This window comes from Empedobacter sp. UBA2044, assembly GCF_002333005.1.
Lineage (GTDB): Bacteria > Bacteroidota > Bacteroidia > Flavobacteriales > Weeksellaceae > Empedobacter > Empedobacter falsenii_B.
Genome location: NZ_DDBA01000001.1, coordinates 15,174 through 30,680 on the forward strand (window position 1 = coordinate 15,174; position 15,507 = coordinate 30,680).

Consider the following 15,507-nt stretch of genomic DNA (forward strand, 5'->3'; position numbering starts at 1 on the left):
TTTATTTTACTACTTTATACTCAACGCACCTGAAGGACATTGATGAACTTGTTTGATAAGTTCGTCACTACTTGCATTTTTTGGCTTTAGCCAAGGTTTTTCTTTCGGATTATATACATTTGGAAGTAGTTTTACGCAAATACCTACATGTTGACATAATTCAGGCTTCCAGATTATAGTGATTTCTCCGTTTGTATATTCGTGTTGACTCATTTTGATATTTTAGATGAATTGAAGTTACTTAAAAATTTTAAATATTCAACGTTAAAATAATCTTAGTTCCAATATTTTGGGTACTCTCAATTCGCATTTTAATGTCAGCTATTTTAGCTAACTGTGTCGCGATATTTAGTCCTAATCCAGAACCAGAAATATGGAATGTTGAATCATTTTTAATACGGAAAAATCGTTCTTGAACAAATTTTAAATCTTCTTGATTCATTCCAATTCCATTGTCTTCAAAAATCAATTCATAAGAATTGTTCTCGATGTTAGAAAGAATTGTTATTTGACCTTTTAAGTTAGAATATTTTATAGCATTTGATAAAACATTATCTATAATAATCTCAAAAAATTCTTGGTAATTATCAATTTCACAAGTTTGAAGTTGTTCTGTATCGACAGAAATTTGTTTTTCTTGTAATAAAACATCAAAACGTTCAATTGATTTTAAAACTTCGGTTTTTAGCTCAAATAAAGAAGTTTTCAACTCTAAACTATTATTTTCTACACGAGAAATCAACAAAAATTGCTCTACCAAACGATCCAAACGATTCACTTGTTTCAATGTGTAATCTATTTTTTCATTGTATTGCTCAGGCGTGCGTTCGTGTCGAATCAAAATTTCCAAGGTTCCTTTTATAATCGCCAAAGGTGTTCGAAGTTCATGTGAAGCATCAGCCGAGAACTGTTTAGCTTTTAAAATTTGAAACTCTAATCGATCTAAAAGTGAATTTATTGTCGCTGAAAGTTGAAATAATTCATCTTTATTTTTAGGTAATTGAATGCGTTCTGAAAGATTATTTTCGGTGATCGATTGCGCTGTATGAATAACATTGAAAACAGGTTTAATCGATTTAGCCGCAATAAAACGAGCTAAAAGAAACGTCAATAAAACCGAAATAGGAAAGATAATAAGTAAGGCGGTTTTTAAATAATCTAGCGCTAATTGATTGTGTTTTGTAGAAACGCCAACGACCAAATATCCCACAACTTCGCCGTGATGAATCAATTTTGCTTGAGAAATTAATAACTGAATTGAATTATATTCAGCGTAAAATGGCTTATTTTCTGGTTCTTCATTGTTCCAATCCAATTGATTTTGCACCATATTTGGAGAGCTCTCAATTAATTTGAAATTTTTATTATAAATCGAGATAAAAACAGGATTCAGTGCAATGTCTGTATGTTCAACTTCTTCCCATTCTCGCGGTTGAACAAAGTTCTCTAATGTTGGTTCGTGTAAAACATAATCAACGTGACTATTGATTTCTTCCTCCAACGTTTCGTACATCGTTTTGTTGATACCTCGGTTTACAGAAAAATAAATTAAATAAAATATAATCAGTAAAATAACCGAAAAAGTAAGGCTGTAGAAAAGCGCAATTCTATTTTTTACCGAGAATTTTTTAAGCATCTTTCGAAATGTAACCAACGCCACGAATGGTATGTAAGCGCGGATCGTCTTTTTTTAGATTCAATTTTTTACGAATCGCATTAATAAAAACATCAATCACACTTGTATCGTATTCAAAATGAATATCCCAAACGTTTTCAATGATTTCTTTGCGTGTACAAATTCGGTTTTTATTTTTGAAAAGATAAGCTAAAAGTTGAAATTCTTTTAGTGTTAATTCAACTAAATTATTGTCTAAAAAAGTTTGATGCGTTTCTGTATTTAATGAAATATTTCCGAAATTTAAAAGATTATTCGATTCATTTTGACGAAGATAAACGTTAATTCGCGCTACTAATTCATTGAAATCAAATGGTTTTTTGATATAATCATTTGCACCAGCATTCAAACCTTCAATTGTATCTTGAACTGTATCTTTTGCTGTAATAAAAATAATGGGTGTTTTTTTATTTGGATTTTCGGTAGATCGCGTTGTTAAACAAACTTCTAATCCAGAAATATTTAACATCATCCAATCCAATAAAATAACATCAAATTTCTCGTTATTTATTTTCACTAAGGCATCTTCGCCGCTTAAACAGTGCGTTGGCGATAAATTTTCTTCTTCTAAACCTTGAAGCATAAAATTGGCAATTCCCAATTCATCTTCAACAATTAAAACTTTTGGTTTGTTCATTTTCTAATTCGGAACAATAACATTTAAAGCATTCGGGACAATCGAAACTTCAATAGAATTTTGGTTAAAAATAACAGCTTCACCATCAACTTGTGCAATGGTTTTAGGTTGTTTGGAATTGAATTTTACGGAATTAACTTGCAACACTTTTGCTTGCTTCATTTTTTCAATTCGTTTTCCTAAAACATTCGCCGAAAACTGAATTTGTTGGATAAAATTAAGTTTTTTTACCGCAAGAAAGTCTAATTTTCCATCATTTAATTTTGCATTGGGCGAAAATGAGATGCCGTAACCCGCTTCGTTAGAGTTGGAGCAGAACACAAAATAAAAGTCATCATCTAATGTATGTTCATTGTCTAATTCGATGTTAAATTTTTTCGGTTGAAAGTTGAAAATGGCTTTTGTACTGGCAGTTACATATCCCAAAAAGTTTCTTGTTTTGGTTTGTGCGTAATTGTTAATCACATCCGCATCAATTCCCAATCCCATATTGCTAAAAAAGTAATTTTCGTTGATTTTTCCTGCATCAATTTTATTGATTTTAGCATTCAAAATCGTTTCAAAAGCTTTTTCAGTAGTTTTAGGAATATGCAAATTAGCCGCTAATCCATTTCCAGAGCCAATCGGAATAATTCCCAAAGCAACATTGCTACCAACCAAAGCTTGAGCGACTTCGTTTATTGTTCCGTCGCCGCCACAAGCTACTATTATATCAGGATTTTTTGTTAGAACTTGATTTGTAATTTCAGTTGCGTGACCAATACTTTCAGTCAAAAATGTTTCGAATTCAACATTTTTTTGATTAAAATAACTTTGAATTTCAGTTTCAATCATTCGTCCTTTTCCCTTACCAGCAATTGGATTGATGATAAAAATGATTTTATTTTTCATTTAATAAATGATTGCTAAATAAATAATCGGCTGTTTGATAATTAGATATGATAGAACGTTCGAAAATAGGATCAACCTTTGTATCAATTAAATTTTTATCAATCCATTTGTATTGATTGATTTTCTTTTGATCGGATAAAATCGAAACATCTTCGCCTTTTTTCATTCCTAATTTAATATACGTACCAACAAAAGAACGCGATTTGTATTGCGGATCGAAAATGTCTTTTCCATAAAATTGAGACGTATATTTCCAATTAAACAACGAAAATAATGTTGGAAAAATATCAATTTGAGAAACTTCTTTTGTGACATTTTCGTTGGCATGCGATTTCAAATTATAAATAAATGCCGGAATGTGATGATTCTTAACGTCAATCGCATCTTTACCTGCACTACTTGCACAGTGATCGGCAATAAACACAAAAACGGTATTGCTGAACCAAGGTTTTGTTTTCGCTTTTGCAATTAAATCTCCAATCGCATAATCGGCATATTTTACAGCTCCAGGACGACCAGTTCCAGACGGAATATCAATTTTTCCATCTTCGTACGTATAAGGTTTGTGGTTAGAAGTTGACATCACAAAAGCAAAAAATGGTTGTTTTGTTTTGTATTTTTCGTCCGCAACTTTGATTACTTTTCTGTAAATATCATCGTCAGCAATTCCCCAAGCATTTTCAAAAGTAACTTCATCATCATTAATATTGAAACGATTGGTGTTGATTCTATCACTTAAAACGCTACCACGACCTCGATCGTAAATGTCAAAACCATTTCCACCATAAAACGCATTCATATTATCAAAATATCCATCGCCACCATAAAAGAACATATTGTGATAACCTTTTGCTTTGAAAACATTCGAAATAGTATATAAATTTTGATTATCAACACGTTTCACAATACTGTTTCCAGGAGTAGGAGGAATTGATAATGTAACAGCTTCCATTCCACGTACTGTACGCGTTCCGTTGGCATACATATTCGAAAAATAGATGCTGTTATTTGCTATATCATTAAGGTTTGGAGTGATTGATTTTCCGTTGAATTGCTCTTGCAAAAATGAAGCGCTCATACTTTCCATCAACACAAAAATCACGTTTGGTTTTTGTTCTGCTTGAGACGGATTACTCGCTAAAATTGTTCTTCGTATTGGATTTTTGAATTGTTGATCGAAAACAGTTTTCGAATCTTGCAATTCAGATTTCATCACTGCAAAAGCATCTTCAATCGGAATAGATTTATAATGTTCGTCGTATTTTAAGTGATTATTTCGGAAAGCAGAAAAGAAAGAAAAAATTCCGGCTTTAGAAACTTCGTTGTTGTATCGATTTTCTGAAGTTGAACTACTATCATTATTTAAAAGAAACAATGAGCTAACCGCAAGTAGTAAATTGAACACAAAAACGCCAATTTTTTGACTTGTTTTTGGTTTGTTATGGAATGTGTTGTAAAAGAAATAACCTTTTTTTGTTGCGAAAATTGTCAAGCCTGTAATCAACACAATTCCGCCAATTAAAACTGGTAAAGGATATGATTCTTGAATATTTTTGACAACTTCGTAGGTATAAATTAAATAATCGACCGCAATAAAATTGAATCGGCTTTTGAATTCGTCCCAAAATGTAACTTCGGCAAAAAATGTAAAATAAATGATTACCAAATACAATGTATAAACGAAATACACGAAAGTTCGATCAAATAATGAATTGACGAATTTGTTTGGTAAAATCATAAAATAAAATGATAAGAATAACGTGAAACAGCTTACAACGCTAATGTCGTACACCAATCCATAAAAAATAGTGTGCAATAACGAGCCAATATTCCAATCGAAATCACTTTTTACCCAAATTGCAAAAATTAGGCGTAGAATAAATGAAATTAGAATAAATAACGAACTGAAAAATAGTAAAATACTGTAACGTCCTTTTAAATTATTTGTAAACATTTTGTTTTTGAATTATTGTTCAAATATCTTGATATTTAATAGATTATTAACATGGAAAAGTGAATCTTAAGCGAATCTTAAGTTTGCGATTCTTGAATGAAAGATAGAAACTGAAAACGTTAATAATTCGTGAAAAAATGGTTTTGATTAGAAATAGTTGTAAATTTGTAATTGGTTTATAAAGTAGGTAGAATGGAAGAGATATTAATCAATGAAAAAGAAGAAAAGTTTTTAACATATTGGGAGAAAAGATTCTCTACAATTTTTAAAGACAATACAAGTTGGACAACTTTGTTTATGACAGTTAACAAAGCTACTTTTCCAGATTCATTAAATATAGAAACGTTTTGCAAAAAGTTTATGCAAGATTTCAATATGAAATTATCATATAAATATGATGAATCAGACAACGAATACGATTTGACAATTACAAGATAATTACGGAAAACGAAAAATCCTTATCAATTTTGATAAGGATTTTTTTGTTGTAAAAAGGGACATTTGATTGATAATCATGCTTAAATTTTAAGAAAAATATTTAACCAAAAAATTAAATAAAATATTGTTGATTTAGATTTGATTTTACTAATTAAAATGTTTAATTTTGCAGTTCACTTTTAAAGGTGATTTAGTTTTTAAAGTTTACAACATTTGTATAGCTCATAATAAGGTTGAGCGTCTCTACGGCAGACCATAAAAAATTGCCACTACAAATGAATTTTTTTTCTACAAAATGAGTCTTGAACCACTCTCGTTAGAAAATAGTTTGTTTGTTGATGTAGATGATACAAATGGTTTAAACACATTAAACCAAATAGTACAGCAAACAATACAATGAACCACAGACTTTTCATTCAGAAGAAATCAAATTTTGACGTTATCAGTCAGAAGACTACAATAGAACTCAAAAACCTTGTACCTACAATTGTGTGCAAGGTTTTTGTTATTTATGATCTATTTAATATAGAAGAAAGCCAATTACAAGAGGTTCAAAATAAGGTGTTTGTCGATCCTGTGACAGACGTTGTTTTCAAATACGTAGAAGATGCAGTTAACGAAAGCATTCCTTATTCTAAAAATTATTTTGCAACCGAATTTTTACCAGGTCAATATAATCAACGCGATGATTCTTCGGAACAATGTTTAGTGTTGATGAATGTTGAAAATGTAACCGTAAAATCTGGTTTACTATATGTTTTCAATGATGATTTGTCTGTGGAAGATTTAAAGAAAGTAAAAGATTACTTAATCAATCCAATTGAGTCGCGCGAGAAAGATCTTTCAAAAATGGAAATTCCAGCTAATCCAGAAGCTACAGAAGTTCCAATTATTGAAGGTTTTATTTCTGCTGACGAAAATAAACTACAAGACATTTACAACCAATTTGGATTATCGTTAGAGATGGATGATTTAGTTTTTATTCAAGACTATTTCAAATCAATCAATCGTAATCCAACCGAAACTGAGTTAAAAGTTTTAGATACTTATTGGTCTGATCACTGTCGTCATACAACTTTTGAGACGGAGATTACAGATGTTCAATTTAATTCTAAATTTAACGAAACACTTCAAAAAACATTCGATTATTACCAACAAGTTCGTCAAGAATTAGGAATAACTAAACCAATTCGTTTGATGGATTTAGCAACTGTGATGGGAAAATATCTTTCTCGTACAGGAGTTGTGAAAAATATTGATGTTTCTGAAGAAATTAACGCATGTTCTATTGTCGTTCCAATCGATGTAGATGGTGTTGAAGAAGAATGGTTATTACAATTCAAAAACGAAACACATAATCACCCAACAGAAGTGGAACCATTTGGTGGAGCTTCGACATGTGTTGGTGGAGCAATACGCGACCCTTTGAGTGGACGTTCTTACGTTTTCCAAGCGATGCGTATTACAGGAGCTGCAAATCCTTTAGAAAAAATTGAAGATACGTTACCAGGTAAATTACCACAACGTAAAATCTCTAAAGAAGCAGCAAACGGATACAGTTCTTATGGAAATCAAATTGGTTTAGCGACAACTTTTGTGAAAGAAATTTATGACGAAGGGTACAAAGCAAAACGCATGGAAGTTGGTTTTGTGGCTGGAGCTGTAAAAAAAGAATATGTTCGTCGTGAAGAACCAGTTGCAGGTGACCGAATTATTTTATTAGGAGGAGCAACAGGTCGTGATGGAGTAGGAGGAGCTTCTGGTTCATCTAAAACACACGATGGTCTTAAATTAGACGATTTATCAGCAGAAGTTCAAAAAGGAAATGCAATTGTTGAACGTAAAATTCAACGTTTATTCCGTAATCCAGATGTTTTAGCATTAATCAAAAAATGTAATGACTTTGGAGCAGGAGGTGTTTCTGTTGCAATTGGTGAAATTGCACGCGGAATTAATGTTAATTTAGATTTAGTTCCATTGAAATATGCTGGATTAAACGGAACAGAATTAGCGATTTCTGAATCTCAGGAACGTATGGCTGTTGCGGTTGAGGCTAAAGATGTGGAAACATTTATCTCATTAGCAAAAGAAGAAAATCTTGATGCGACTTGTGTTGCTGAGGTAACGGGAGATGATACAATGACTTTGGTTTGGAAAGGAACAAAAATTGTTGAATTAGACCGTAAATTTTTAGATACAAATGGCGTTCGTAAACAAGCTAAAATCGAAGTTACGGACGAAGAATATACAAATCCTTTTGAGAATAAAGCCTTCAATAAAGAAGCGTTTATTGCAATGATGCAAGAGTTAAATCATGCGTCGCAAAAAGGTATGGTAGAAATGTTTGACAATAACGTTGGACGTTCTACTATTTTGAATGCTTTTGGTGGACAAACAATGGATACACCAGAAGATGTTTCGGTACAAAAATTCCCAACAGACGGATTTACAAATGCAGTTTCTATTGCTTCATTTGGTTACAATCCTACAATTTCTCGTTGGTCAAATTATCACGGAGCTTATTTTGCGGTAATTGATTCGATGACAAAAATTGTTGCTGCTGGTGGAAATTACGCTGATATTCGTTTAACTTTTCAAGAATATTTTGAAAAATTACGTGATGAAGCTACGCGTTGGGGAAAACCATTTGCGGCTTTATTAGGAACGATTGAAGCACAAAAACAGTTCGGAATTCCTGCAATTGGAGGTAAAGATTCGATGTCTGGTTCTTACCAAGATATTGATGTTCCGCCAACGTTGATTTCTTTTGCAGTTGCGCCTTCTTTGGCTGAAAAAATTGTACAAGGAACTTTAGTTGAAAAGAATTCTAAACTTTCAGTTTTTATTCCAACATTAACAGAAGATTATTTAATCGACGAAGCAAATACAAAAGCTATTTTTGATTTTATCGGAACAATTAATGCTGATGTAAAATCAATGATGACGGTTAAATTTGGTGGAATTGCAGAAACTGTAGCGAATATGGCTTTTGGTAATGAAATCGGATTTGAAATCAAAACTGATTTAGATGTAGCAAAATATTATCCAGCTTCGATTGTAATTGAACATTCAGATGATTTAAATATTCCTGCTGAAATCGCTCAAAATTATCATGTTTTAGGTCAGACAAATGATTCAACTTCGTTCAACTTTAATGGAGAAGAAATTAATTTGATTGAATTAAAACAACAATGGAAAGAAACATTCAATTCATTGTTTCCATATAAATCAACTACTGAAACTGTTGTTGAGGAAAAAGATTTAAAAGCAGAACAAATTTGTTTTGCCTTCGCCGATCATAAAGTAGAAAACCCAAAAGTTTTCATTCCAATTTTCCCAGGAACAAATTCAGAATATGATTCAGCAAAAGCGTTCCGTAGAGAAGGAGCAATCGTTTCGACTTTGCCTTTCCGTAATTTAACACAACAAGATGTTGAAGAATCAGTTGATGCTTTTGTAAATGAAATCAATCAAGCCAATATTTTCTTTGTACCAGGAGGTTTTTCAGCTGCTGATGAGCCAGATGGATCAGGTAAATTTATTGCAACGGTTTTACGCAATGAGAAAATCAAAAATGCAATTCACAATTTATTAGAGCGCGATGGTTTGGTTTTAGGAATCTGTAATGGTTTTCAAGCATTGATTAAATCAGGATTATTGCCTTATGGACGTATTCAAGATTTAGAAGAAGATACACCAACATTAACGTTCAATGAAATTGGTCGTCACATTACACAATTAGCGAAAGTGAGAGTGAATAAATCGCACTCACCTTGGTTAAAAGGAATGGAAGGTCAAGAATTCTGGATTCCATTTTCGCATGGAGAAGGTCGTTTCGTAGCAAATGAGGTTGAATTAGAAAAGTTAATTGATAAAGGACAAATCGCAACTCAGTTTGTAGATTTGGATGGAAAATTAGCTGGAAAAATGCCTTATAATCCAAATGGATCTACGTTTGCGGTAGAAGGAATTGTATCGCCTTGTGGAAAAGTTTACGGACGAATGGGACATCCAGAGCGTTACGAAGAAGGATTATTCAAGAACATTCCAGGAAATGGATATATGAATATCTTCAAAAATGCGGTGGAGTATTTTAGAGGGTAGATTATAGATATGAGATATTAGAAGTTAGATATGAGAAAATTTAACTTCTAAAAATTAAATAAAAAATGTCATTTAGAGTTTGTTGAGGAATCTAAAAAGATTTTTCATTACGCCAAGGCTTCATTCAGAATGACAATTGAAGAATAAAGTTTGAGTCATCCTGAACTTGTTTCAGGAACTCATCTTAAAAAAGTGAGAAGCTGAACTGAATTCAGCTTGACATTGAAAATAAAATAAGGAATTTTGAAGTTAGAAATAAGGTAGAAGAAAAAAAATCTAAATATTAAATATCTAACATCTAAATACTAAAAAAAGAAACAAACAACAAACTAATACCAATTTCGATCCTGAACCAATCGAAATTAATCTCGAAAGTTAACCTTGAACAAGTTAATTTTCAAAACAAACAACAAACACGAAGTGGACTTTTTCATTTCAAACAAAACAAAAAAACGATGTAATGAAGTTAGAAATAAGAAACTAGAAGTTAGATGAATTTTAACTTTGAATTTCGAAAATCGAGCTTCGAAAAAACAAACAACAACGATGAGCTTAACAAAAAAAGACTTCATTTACGAAGGGAAAGCAAAACAAGTTTACTCAACAGAGGAAGCAGACAAAGTAATTGTTTATTACAAAGATGACGCAACTGCATTTAATGCACAAAAGCGCGGAACTGTTGAGGACAAAGGAGAAATGAACAACAAAATTTCGACTTTAATTTTCAACTATTTGATTGAAAAAGGAGTTAAAACTCATTTCATCGAGCAGTTGAATGATCGTGAGCAATTGGTGAAAAAAGTATCAATTATTCCAATTGAAATGGTTGTGCGCAACTATGTAGCTGGGTCTATGGCTCAACGTTTAGGATTAGAAGAAGGAGCGAAATCTCCAGTTACAATTTTTGATATCTGTTACAAAAAAGATGAATTAGGAGATCCATTAATCAACGATCATCATGCGGTTTTATTAGGAGCTGCAACATATGATGAGTTAGATGAAATGTACACACAAACAGAAGTAATTAACGAAGCGTTGAAAGAATTGTTCTTAAAAGCTGGATTAATTTTAGCTGATTTTAAAATTGAATTTGGTAAAGATGTTGATGGTAATATCATTTTAGCTGACGAAATTTCTCCAGACACATGTCGTTTATGGGATGTTGAAACAGGAAAAAAATTAGATAAAGACCGTTTTCGTCGTGATTTAGGTGATGTTTCAGAAGCTTATCACGAAGTATATAATCGTTTGACAGAAGTTTTAAAATAAACATTTTTTTCATTCTATAATGATTGATAAAAAATTACATAAAAGCCAATTAAAAGCTGAATATTTAACGAATTTCTACGAAAGAAATTTATTAAAAAAATATGCAGCCGATACTGTGGATAGTGTAAACGAAGAATGTGGTGTTTTTGGGGTTTATTCGCCAAATAATATCAACACATATTCTATTGCACAGTTTGGTTTATTTGCGCTTCAACACCGTGGACAGGAAGCGTGTGGTGTTTCTTTCTTGAAAGATGGAAACATTAAAACGGTGAAAAAAACAGGATTGGTATTAGACGTTTTCAAAACAATGGAAGCCGAGATTGAAGAATACCAAGGAAATGCTGCGATTGGACATACACGCTACACAACTGCTGGAGGTGGAAGTCGTCGTAACATTCAGCCACTTTACACGTACAATATTTATGGAAAACCTCATTTCTCTATTGCTCATAACGGAAATTTAATTGAAGTTGAAGCATTAAGAGCTGAATTAGAAGCAGAAGGTTTACCATTTTTAGCAACTTCGGATACGGAGGTTTTATTACGTTCTATTCAAAAATATTCGCATTTAGATATTGTAGAAGCTATACAGAAAGGTACAGAAAAGGTAAAAGGAGCTTATTCGGTTTTGTTATTAGCGAATAATCAAATGGCAGCTTTTCGCGATCCAAATGGTATTCGTCCTTTATGTTTAGGAAAATTGGACGATGCCTATGTTTTCTGTTCAGAAACATGTGCATTAGACGCTGTCGGAGCTGAATTTATCCGTGATGTAGAGCCAGGTGAATTGATTGTTGTAAATGAACAAGGTTTGAAATCTTATTCATTAAATCAACCAACGCAGCGTAATATTTGTGCTTTTGAGTACATTTATTTTGCACGTCCTGACTCGAATATCGAAGGAAATGAAATCTACGATTTACGTGTAGAATCTGGTCGAAAATTATACGAACAATCTCCTGTTGCTGCCGATATTGTAATTGGTGTTCCAGATTCTGGGATCCCGTCTGCAATTGGTTATTCAGAAGCTTCGGGTATTCCTTACGAACCAATTTTGATTAAGAATCGTTATATGTCGCGTTCGTTTATCGTTCCTTCACAAGAAATGCGTGAACGTGTGGTCAACTTAAAATTGAATCCCATCAAAAATAAAATCAAAGGAAAACGTTTGGTTGTTTTAGATGATTCGATTGTACGTGGAACAACTTCGAAACTTTTAATCAAAATCTTAAAAGAAGCAGGAGCAAAAGAAATTCATTTTCGTTCTGCTTCGCCTCCAATTATTGCACCTTGTTATTTAGGAATTGATATGCCTTCTAAAGCAGATTTAATTTCAGGAAATAAGTCAATTAAAGAGGTTGAAGATTATTTGAATGTCGATTCGTTAGATTTCTTAACAGTTGATAATCTGATTGATTTATTAGGAAGTAAAGAACATTGTTTTGGATGTTTTACAGAAAAATATCCCGTAAATTATTCTAATGAAGAATGTAAAGAGGTAAAACCTTTGCATATAGATTAATAAGTTATACGAATTTCGAATCTCGTATTTCGAAAAACTAAATCATAATTAAAATGAGCAATACATATAAACAAGCCGGAGTAGATAAGGAAGAAGGTTATCAAACGGTATCGAAAATTAAAGATGCAGTTGCAGCAACACACAATTCAAACGTGTTGAATGGAATTGGAAGTTTTGGTGCATTTTACCAATTAGGAGGTTACAAAAATCCTGTTTTGGTATCAGGAACCGATGGTGTAGGAACTAAACTACGTGTGGCTTTAGATTCTAAAGTTTACGATACAGTTGGGATTGATTGTTTCGCGATGTGTGCAAATGATATTTTGTGTCATGGAGCAAAACCATTATTTTTCTTAGATTATTTAGCTTGTGGAAAATTAGATTCTGATATCGCAGCAGAAATTGTAGGTGGAATTGCACAAGCGTGTAAAGAAACTGGAACAGCATTAATTGGTGGAGAAACAGCAGAAATGCCAGGAATGTACCAAGTTGGTGATTATGATGTTGCTGGATTTTGTGTTGGAGTAGTAGAACGAGATGAAATTATCGATGGTTCTAAAATAAAAGCTGGACAAGTAATTATTGCGTTACCATCAAGTGGTTTCCATTCGAATGGATTCTCTTTGGTTCGTAAAGTTTTCCCAGATTTTAACGAAGAATTTGAAGGTAAACCTTTGTTCGAAACATTATTAGTTCCAACAAAATTATATCAAAATGATATTTTCAAAATCAAAGATGCTGGAATCGAAATGTCTGGAATTGCTCATATTACAGGAGGTGGATTAATCGAGAATGTTCCTCGTATTATAAATGACGGATTAACTGCTGTAATAGAAAAAGCAAAAATAAATGTACCAACAGTGATGCAAGAATTAGCTAAACGCGGAGGAATTGCAGAAAACGAAATGTTTGGAACATTTAATATGGGTGTTGGAATGGTTGTCATCGTTGACCAAACTGATGCTGAAAAAGTATTGAATATTATTGATGGAAGTGCGTTGATTGGAGAAATTCAAGAAGGTGCTGACAAAATTATATTGAAATAGTAGATTAAATAGTTTAAAAAAGCCGGATAAGATTTCTTATCCGGTTTTTTTATTTTTTGGGATTATTTGTTTTTGATTAAGATTGATCCTTGTTATAAAATTTTGTAGTTTTTTTCTTAAATAAAAAAGCTTAATTAAAATACAATAGCTTTTAAAGTTAATTCATTTTCTTTTTTTTAATTTATTAAGCATTTCCTCACCTCATTCAATCTTCGTATCTTTGCATTTCATTCAAAAAACTCCAAATTCACTCATAAGTTATGCAACAATCAAAGGCTTTGGCAATTCTAAAATCTGGTCGAAATGTATTTTTAACAGGTTCTGCGGGTGCCGGAAAAACTTATGTGTTAAATCAATACATTCAATATCTTAAACAACATGGCGTTCCTGTTGCTATAACGGCTTCTACGGGAATTGCTGCGACGCACATGAATGGTCAAACGATACATTCTTGGGCTGGAATTGGAATAAAAGATTATGTTTCTGATCGATATTTGGCTTCGCTTCGCGACAAGAAATATTTCCGAGATAAAATGGACAAAGTAAAAGTCTTAATTATTGATGAAATCTCGATGCTGCACCGAAATCAGTTGGATGCGGTTGATTATGTTTTGAAGTTTTTCAAACAAAACGATGAACCTTTTGGAGGTGTTCAAGTAATTTTTTCGGGTGATTTTTTCCAGTTACCGCCGATTGGTGAAGAGTGGGAAGAATCGAAAGATAAATTCTGTTTTATGTCCGATGCTTGGGTTCAAGCAAAAGTGCATATTTGTTATTTGACAGAGCAATATCGTCAAACAAATAATGCATTGAATGATATTTTGAATGAAATTCGTTCGGGGAATATTTCGCAAAAAACAGTTGATTTATTAGAAACTCGAATCGAATATTTTCCAGATGAAATAGATTCACAAACTCGTTTGTATACACATAATATGGATGTGGACCGAATTAATAAAGGTCAATTGATTAATATTGATTCATCTTCCAAAACATTTGAAGCAAAAGTTGCGGGAAATCCAGCTTTGGTTGAGGTTCTTAAAAAATCTGTTTTAGCAGAAGAAGTTTTAGAATTGAAGATAGGAGCGAAAGTGATGTTTGTTCGTAACAATTTCGAAGTTGGTTTTGTAAACGGAACGCTTGGAAATGTTTCGGGGTATACTGAAAAAGACGAGCCAATTATCAAAACATTAGATGGAGAATTTTACATTGCAAAACCAGAAACGTGGGCAATAGAGGACGAAAGCGGAAAAGCATTGGCTTCATTTACACAAGTTCCGTTGCGTTTGGCTTGGGCGATTACGATTCATAAATCACAAGGAATGACGTTAGATTCTGCGTTTATTGATTTATCAAAAGCGTTCGAAAAAGGACAAGGGTATGTTGCACTTTCACGTTTACGAGATTTAAATTCGTTGATGTTACACGGATTGAATCAAACAGCTTTAGAAATTGATTCACTTGCAATGAAGGCTGATAGACGTTTTCAGGTTTTATCGAATGAAATGGATGAGTTTCTAGATGAAAAAGAATTGCAAAACTCTTGGGCTGCTTTTATCCGATATTCTGGTGGAACTTTGGATAAAAAACAAATTGCAAAAAATATCGAAAAGAATAAAACCAAAGAAAAAGGACAAAAGAAATCGACTTACGAAATTACATTAGAATATGTGAAAGAAGGTTTGTCTTTAGATCAAATCGCAGAGAAAAGAGGTTTAACTACTTCAGCAATTGTCGATCATATTGGTAAAATCAAAGAAAGTGAGCCTGATTTGGATTATTCAAAATTTAAACCTTCTGATAAAATTATTGATAAAGTTCGATTAGCGTATAGTGAAATCGAATTTGAAGAGAATAAAGTTTTAAAACCAATTTATGATTATTTCAATGGTGAAATTGGTTATGAAGACATCAAAAAAGCATTACTTTTTATAGATTAAATAAAAATTGTCAGTTCAAAAATCTAAA

General features: G+C 32.3%; 11 protein-coding genes and 1 riboswitch. Of the genes, 6 read left to right on the forward strand and 5 right to left on the reverse strand.

Annotated features, from left to right (window positions below; genetic code table 11):
- Nucleotides 1-9: 9 nt before the first annotated feature.
- From B4E59_RS00080 to B4E59_RS00100, 5 genes are read right to left on the reverse strand one after another with little or no spacing between them, the layout of a single operon-like run.
- The gene (locus tag B4E59_RS00080) at nt 10-213 is read right to left on the reverse strand and encodes a (4Fe-4S)-binding protein (protein WP_291049002.1); all 204 of its coding nucleotides are present in this window, start codon (nt 211-213) and stop codon (nt 10-12) included.
- Nucleotides 214-250: 37 nt separating this feature from the next.
- Nucleotides 251-1,636, reverse strand: coding sequence for a sensor histidine kinase (locus tag B4E59_RS00085; RefSeq protein ID WP_291049004.1), 1,386 nt, complete (start codon nt 1,634-1,636; stop codon nt 251-253).
- Nucleotides 1,629-2,312 (reverse strand): response regulator transcription factor, encoded by a 684-nt coding sequence (locus B4E59_RS00090; RefSeq protein WP_280061601.1) that lies wholly within the window; start codon nt 2,310-2,312, stop codon nt 1,629-1,631. Before B4E59_RS00090 ends, B4E59_RS00085 begins: the two co-directional genes overlap by 8 nt.
- A 3-nt stretch (nt 2,313-2,315) precedes the next feature.
- Nucleotides 2,316-3,203 (reverse strand): diacylglycerol/lipid kinase family protein, encoded by an 888-nt coding sequence (locus B4E59_RS00095; RefSeq protein WP_291049009.1) that lies wholly within the window; start codon nt 3,201-3,203, stop codon nt 2,316-2,318.
- Nucleotides 3,193-5,157, reverse strand: coding sequence for an LTA synthase family protein (locus tag B4E59_RS00100; protein WP_291049011.1), 1,965 nt, complete (start codon nt 5,155-5,157; stop codon nt 3,193-3,195). The genes B4E59_RS00095 and B4E59_RS00100 overlap by 11 nt, the downstream gene beginning before the upstream one ends.
- A gap of 192 nt (nt 5,158-5,349) precedes the next feature.
- Here B4E59_RS00100 and B4E59_RS00105 point away from each other — a divergent pair, with 192 nt between their 5' ends.
- From B4E59_RS00105 to B4E59_RS00130, 6 genes are all read left to right on the forward strand, one after another.
- Nucleotides 5,350-5,595: a hypothetical protein gene (locus B4E59_RS00105; RefSeq protein ID WP_038332385.1), complete on the forward strand. Its 246-nt coding sequence runs from the start codon at nt 5,350-5,352 to the stop codon at nt 5,593-5,595.
- 193 nt (nt 5,596-5,788) lie between these two features.
- Nucleotides 5,789-5,887, forward strand: a riboswitch (purine riboswitch).
- 104 nt (nt 5,888-5,991) lie between these two features.
- The gene (locus tag B4E59_RS00110; RefSeq protein ID WP_125349019.1) at nt 5,992-9,699 is read left to right on the forward strand and encodes a phosphoribosylformylglycinamidine synthase; all 3,708 of its coding nucleotides are present in this window, start codon (nt 5,992-5,994) and stop codon (nt 9,697-9,699) included.
- A gap of 546 nt (nt 9,700-10,245) precedes the next feature.
- Nucleotides 10,246-10,968, forward strand: coding sequence for a phosphoribosylaminoimidazolesuccinocarboxamide synthase (gene purC / locus B4E59_RS00115; RefSeq protein ID WP_038332381.1), 723 nt, complete (start codon nt 10,246-10,248; stop codon nt 10,966-10,968).
- Nucleotides 10,969-10,987: 19 nt separating this feature from the next.
- Nucleotides 10,988-12,493, forward strand: coding sequence for an amidophosphoribosyltransferase (purF, locus tag B4E59_RS00120; RefSeq protein WP_125349020.1), 1,506 nt, complete (start codon nt 10,988-10,990; stop codon nt 12,491-12,493).
- A gap of 53 nt (nt 12,494-12,546) precedes the next feature.
- Nucleotides 12,547-13,539, forward strand: a complete 993-nt coding sequence (purM, locus tag B4E59_RS00125; protein ID WP_114999539.1) for a phosphoribosylformylglycinamidine cyclo-ligase — start codon at nt 12,547-12,549, stop codon at nt 13,537-13,539.
- Nucleotides 13,540-13,799: 260 nt separating this feature from the next.
- On the forward strand, nt 13,800-15,479 hold the full coding sequence (locus B4E59_RS00130) for a DEAD/DEAH box helicase (protein WP_219034720.1): 1,680 nt from the start codon (nt 13,800-13,802) through the stop codon (nt 15,477-15,479).
- Nucleotides 15,480-15,507: the final 28 nt, after the last annotated feature.

What these genes read in the sequence shown, in the direction of transcription:
- B4E59_RS00100 (WP_291049011.1), bottom strand. Translation starts at nt 5,157, where the DNA reads ATGTTTACAAATAATTTAAAAGGACGTTACAGTATTTTACTATTTTTC.
- purM (WP_114999539.1), top strand. Translation starts at nt 12,547, where the DNA reads ATGAGCAATACATATAAACAAGCCGGAGTAGATAAGGAAGAAGGTTAT.
- B4E59_RS00090 (WP_280061601.1), bottom strand. Translation starts at nt 2,312, where the DNA reads ATGAACAAACCAAAAGTTTTAATTGTTGAAGATGAATTGGGAATTGCC.
- B4E59_RS00095 (WP_291049009.1), bottom strand. Translation starts at nt 3,203, where the DNA reads ATGAAAAATAAAATCATTTTTATCATCAATCCAATTGCTGGTAAGGGA.
- B4E59_RS00085 (WP_291049004.1), bottom strand. Translation starts at nt 1,636, where the DNA reads ATGCTTAAAAAATTCTCGGTAAAAAATAGAATTGCGCTTTTCTACAGC.
- purF (WP_125349020.1), top strand. Translation starts at nt 10,988, where the DNA reads ATGATTGATAAAAAATTACATAAAAGCCAATTAAAAGCTGAATATTTA.
- B4E59_RS00105 (WP_038332385.1), top strand. Translation starts at nt 5,350, where the DNA reads ATGGAAGAGATATTAATCAATGAAAAAGAAGAAAAGTTTTTAACATAT.
- B4E59_RS00110 (WP_125349019.1), top strand. Translation starts at nt 5,992, where the DNA reads ATGAACCACAGACTTTTCATTCAGAAGAAATCAAATTTTGACGTTATC.
- B4E59_RS00130 (WP_219034720.1), top strand. Translation starts at nt 13,800, where the DNA reads ATGCAACAATCAAAGGCTTTGGCAATTCTAAAATCTGGTCGAAATGTA.
- purC (WP_038332381.1), top strand. Translation starts at nt 10,246, where the DNA reads ATGAGCTTAACAAAAAAAGACTTCATTTACGAAGGGAAAGCAAAACAA.
- B4E59_RS00080 (WP_291049002.1), bottom strand. Translation starts at nt 213, where the DNA reads ATGAGTCAACACGAATATACAAACGGAGAAATCACTATAATCTGGAAG.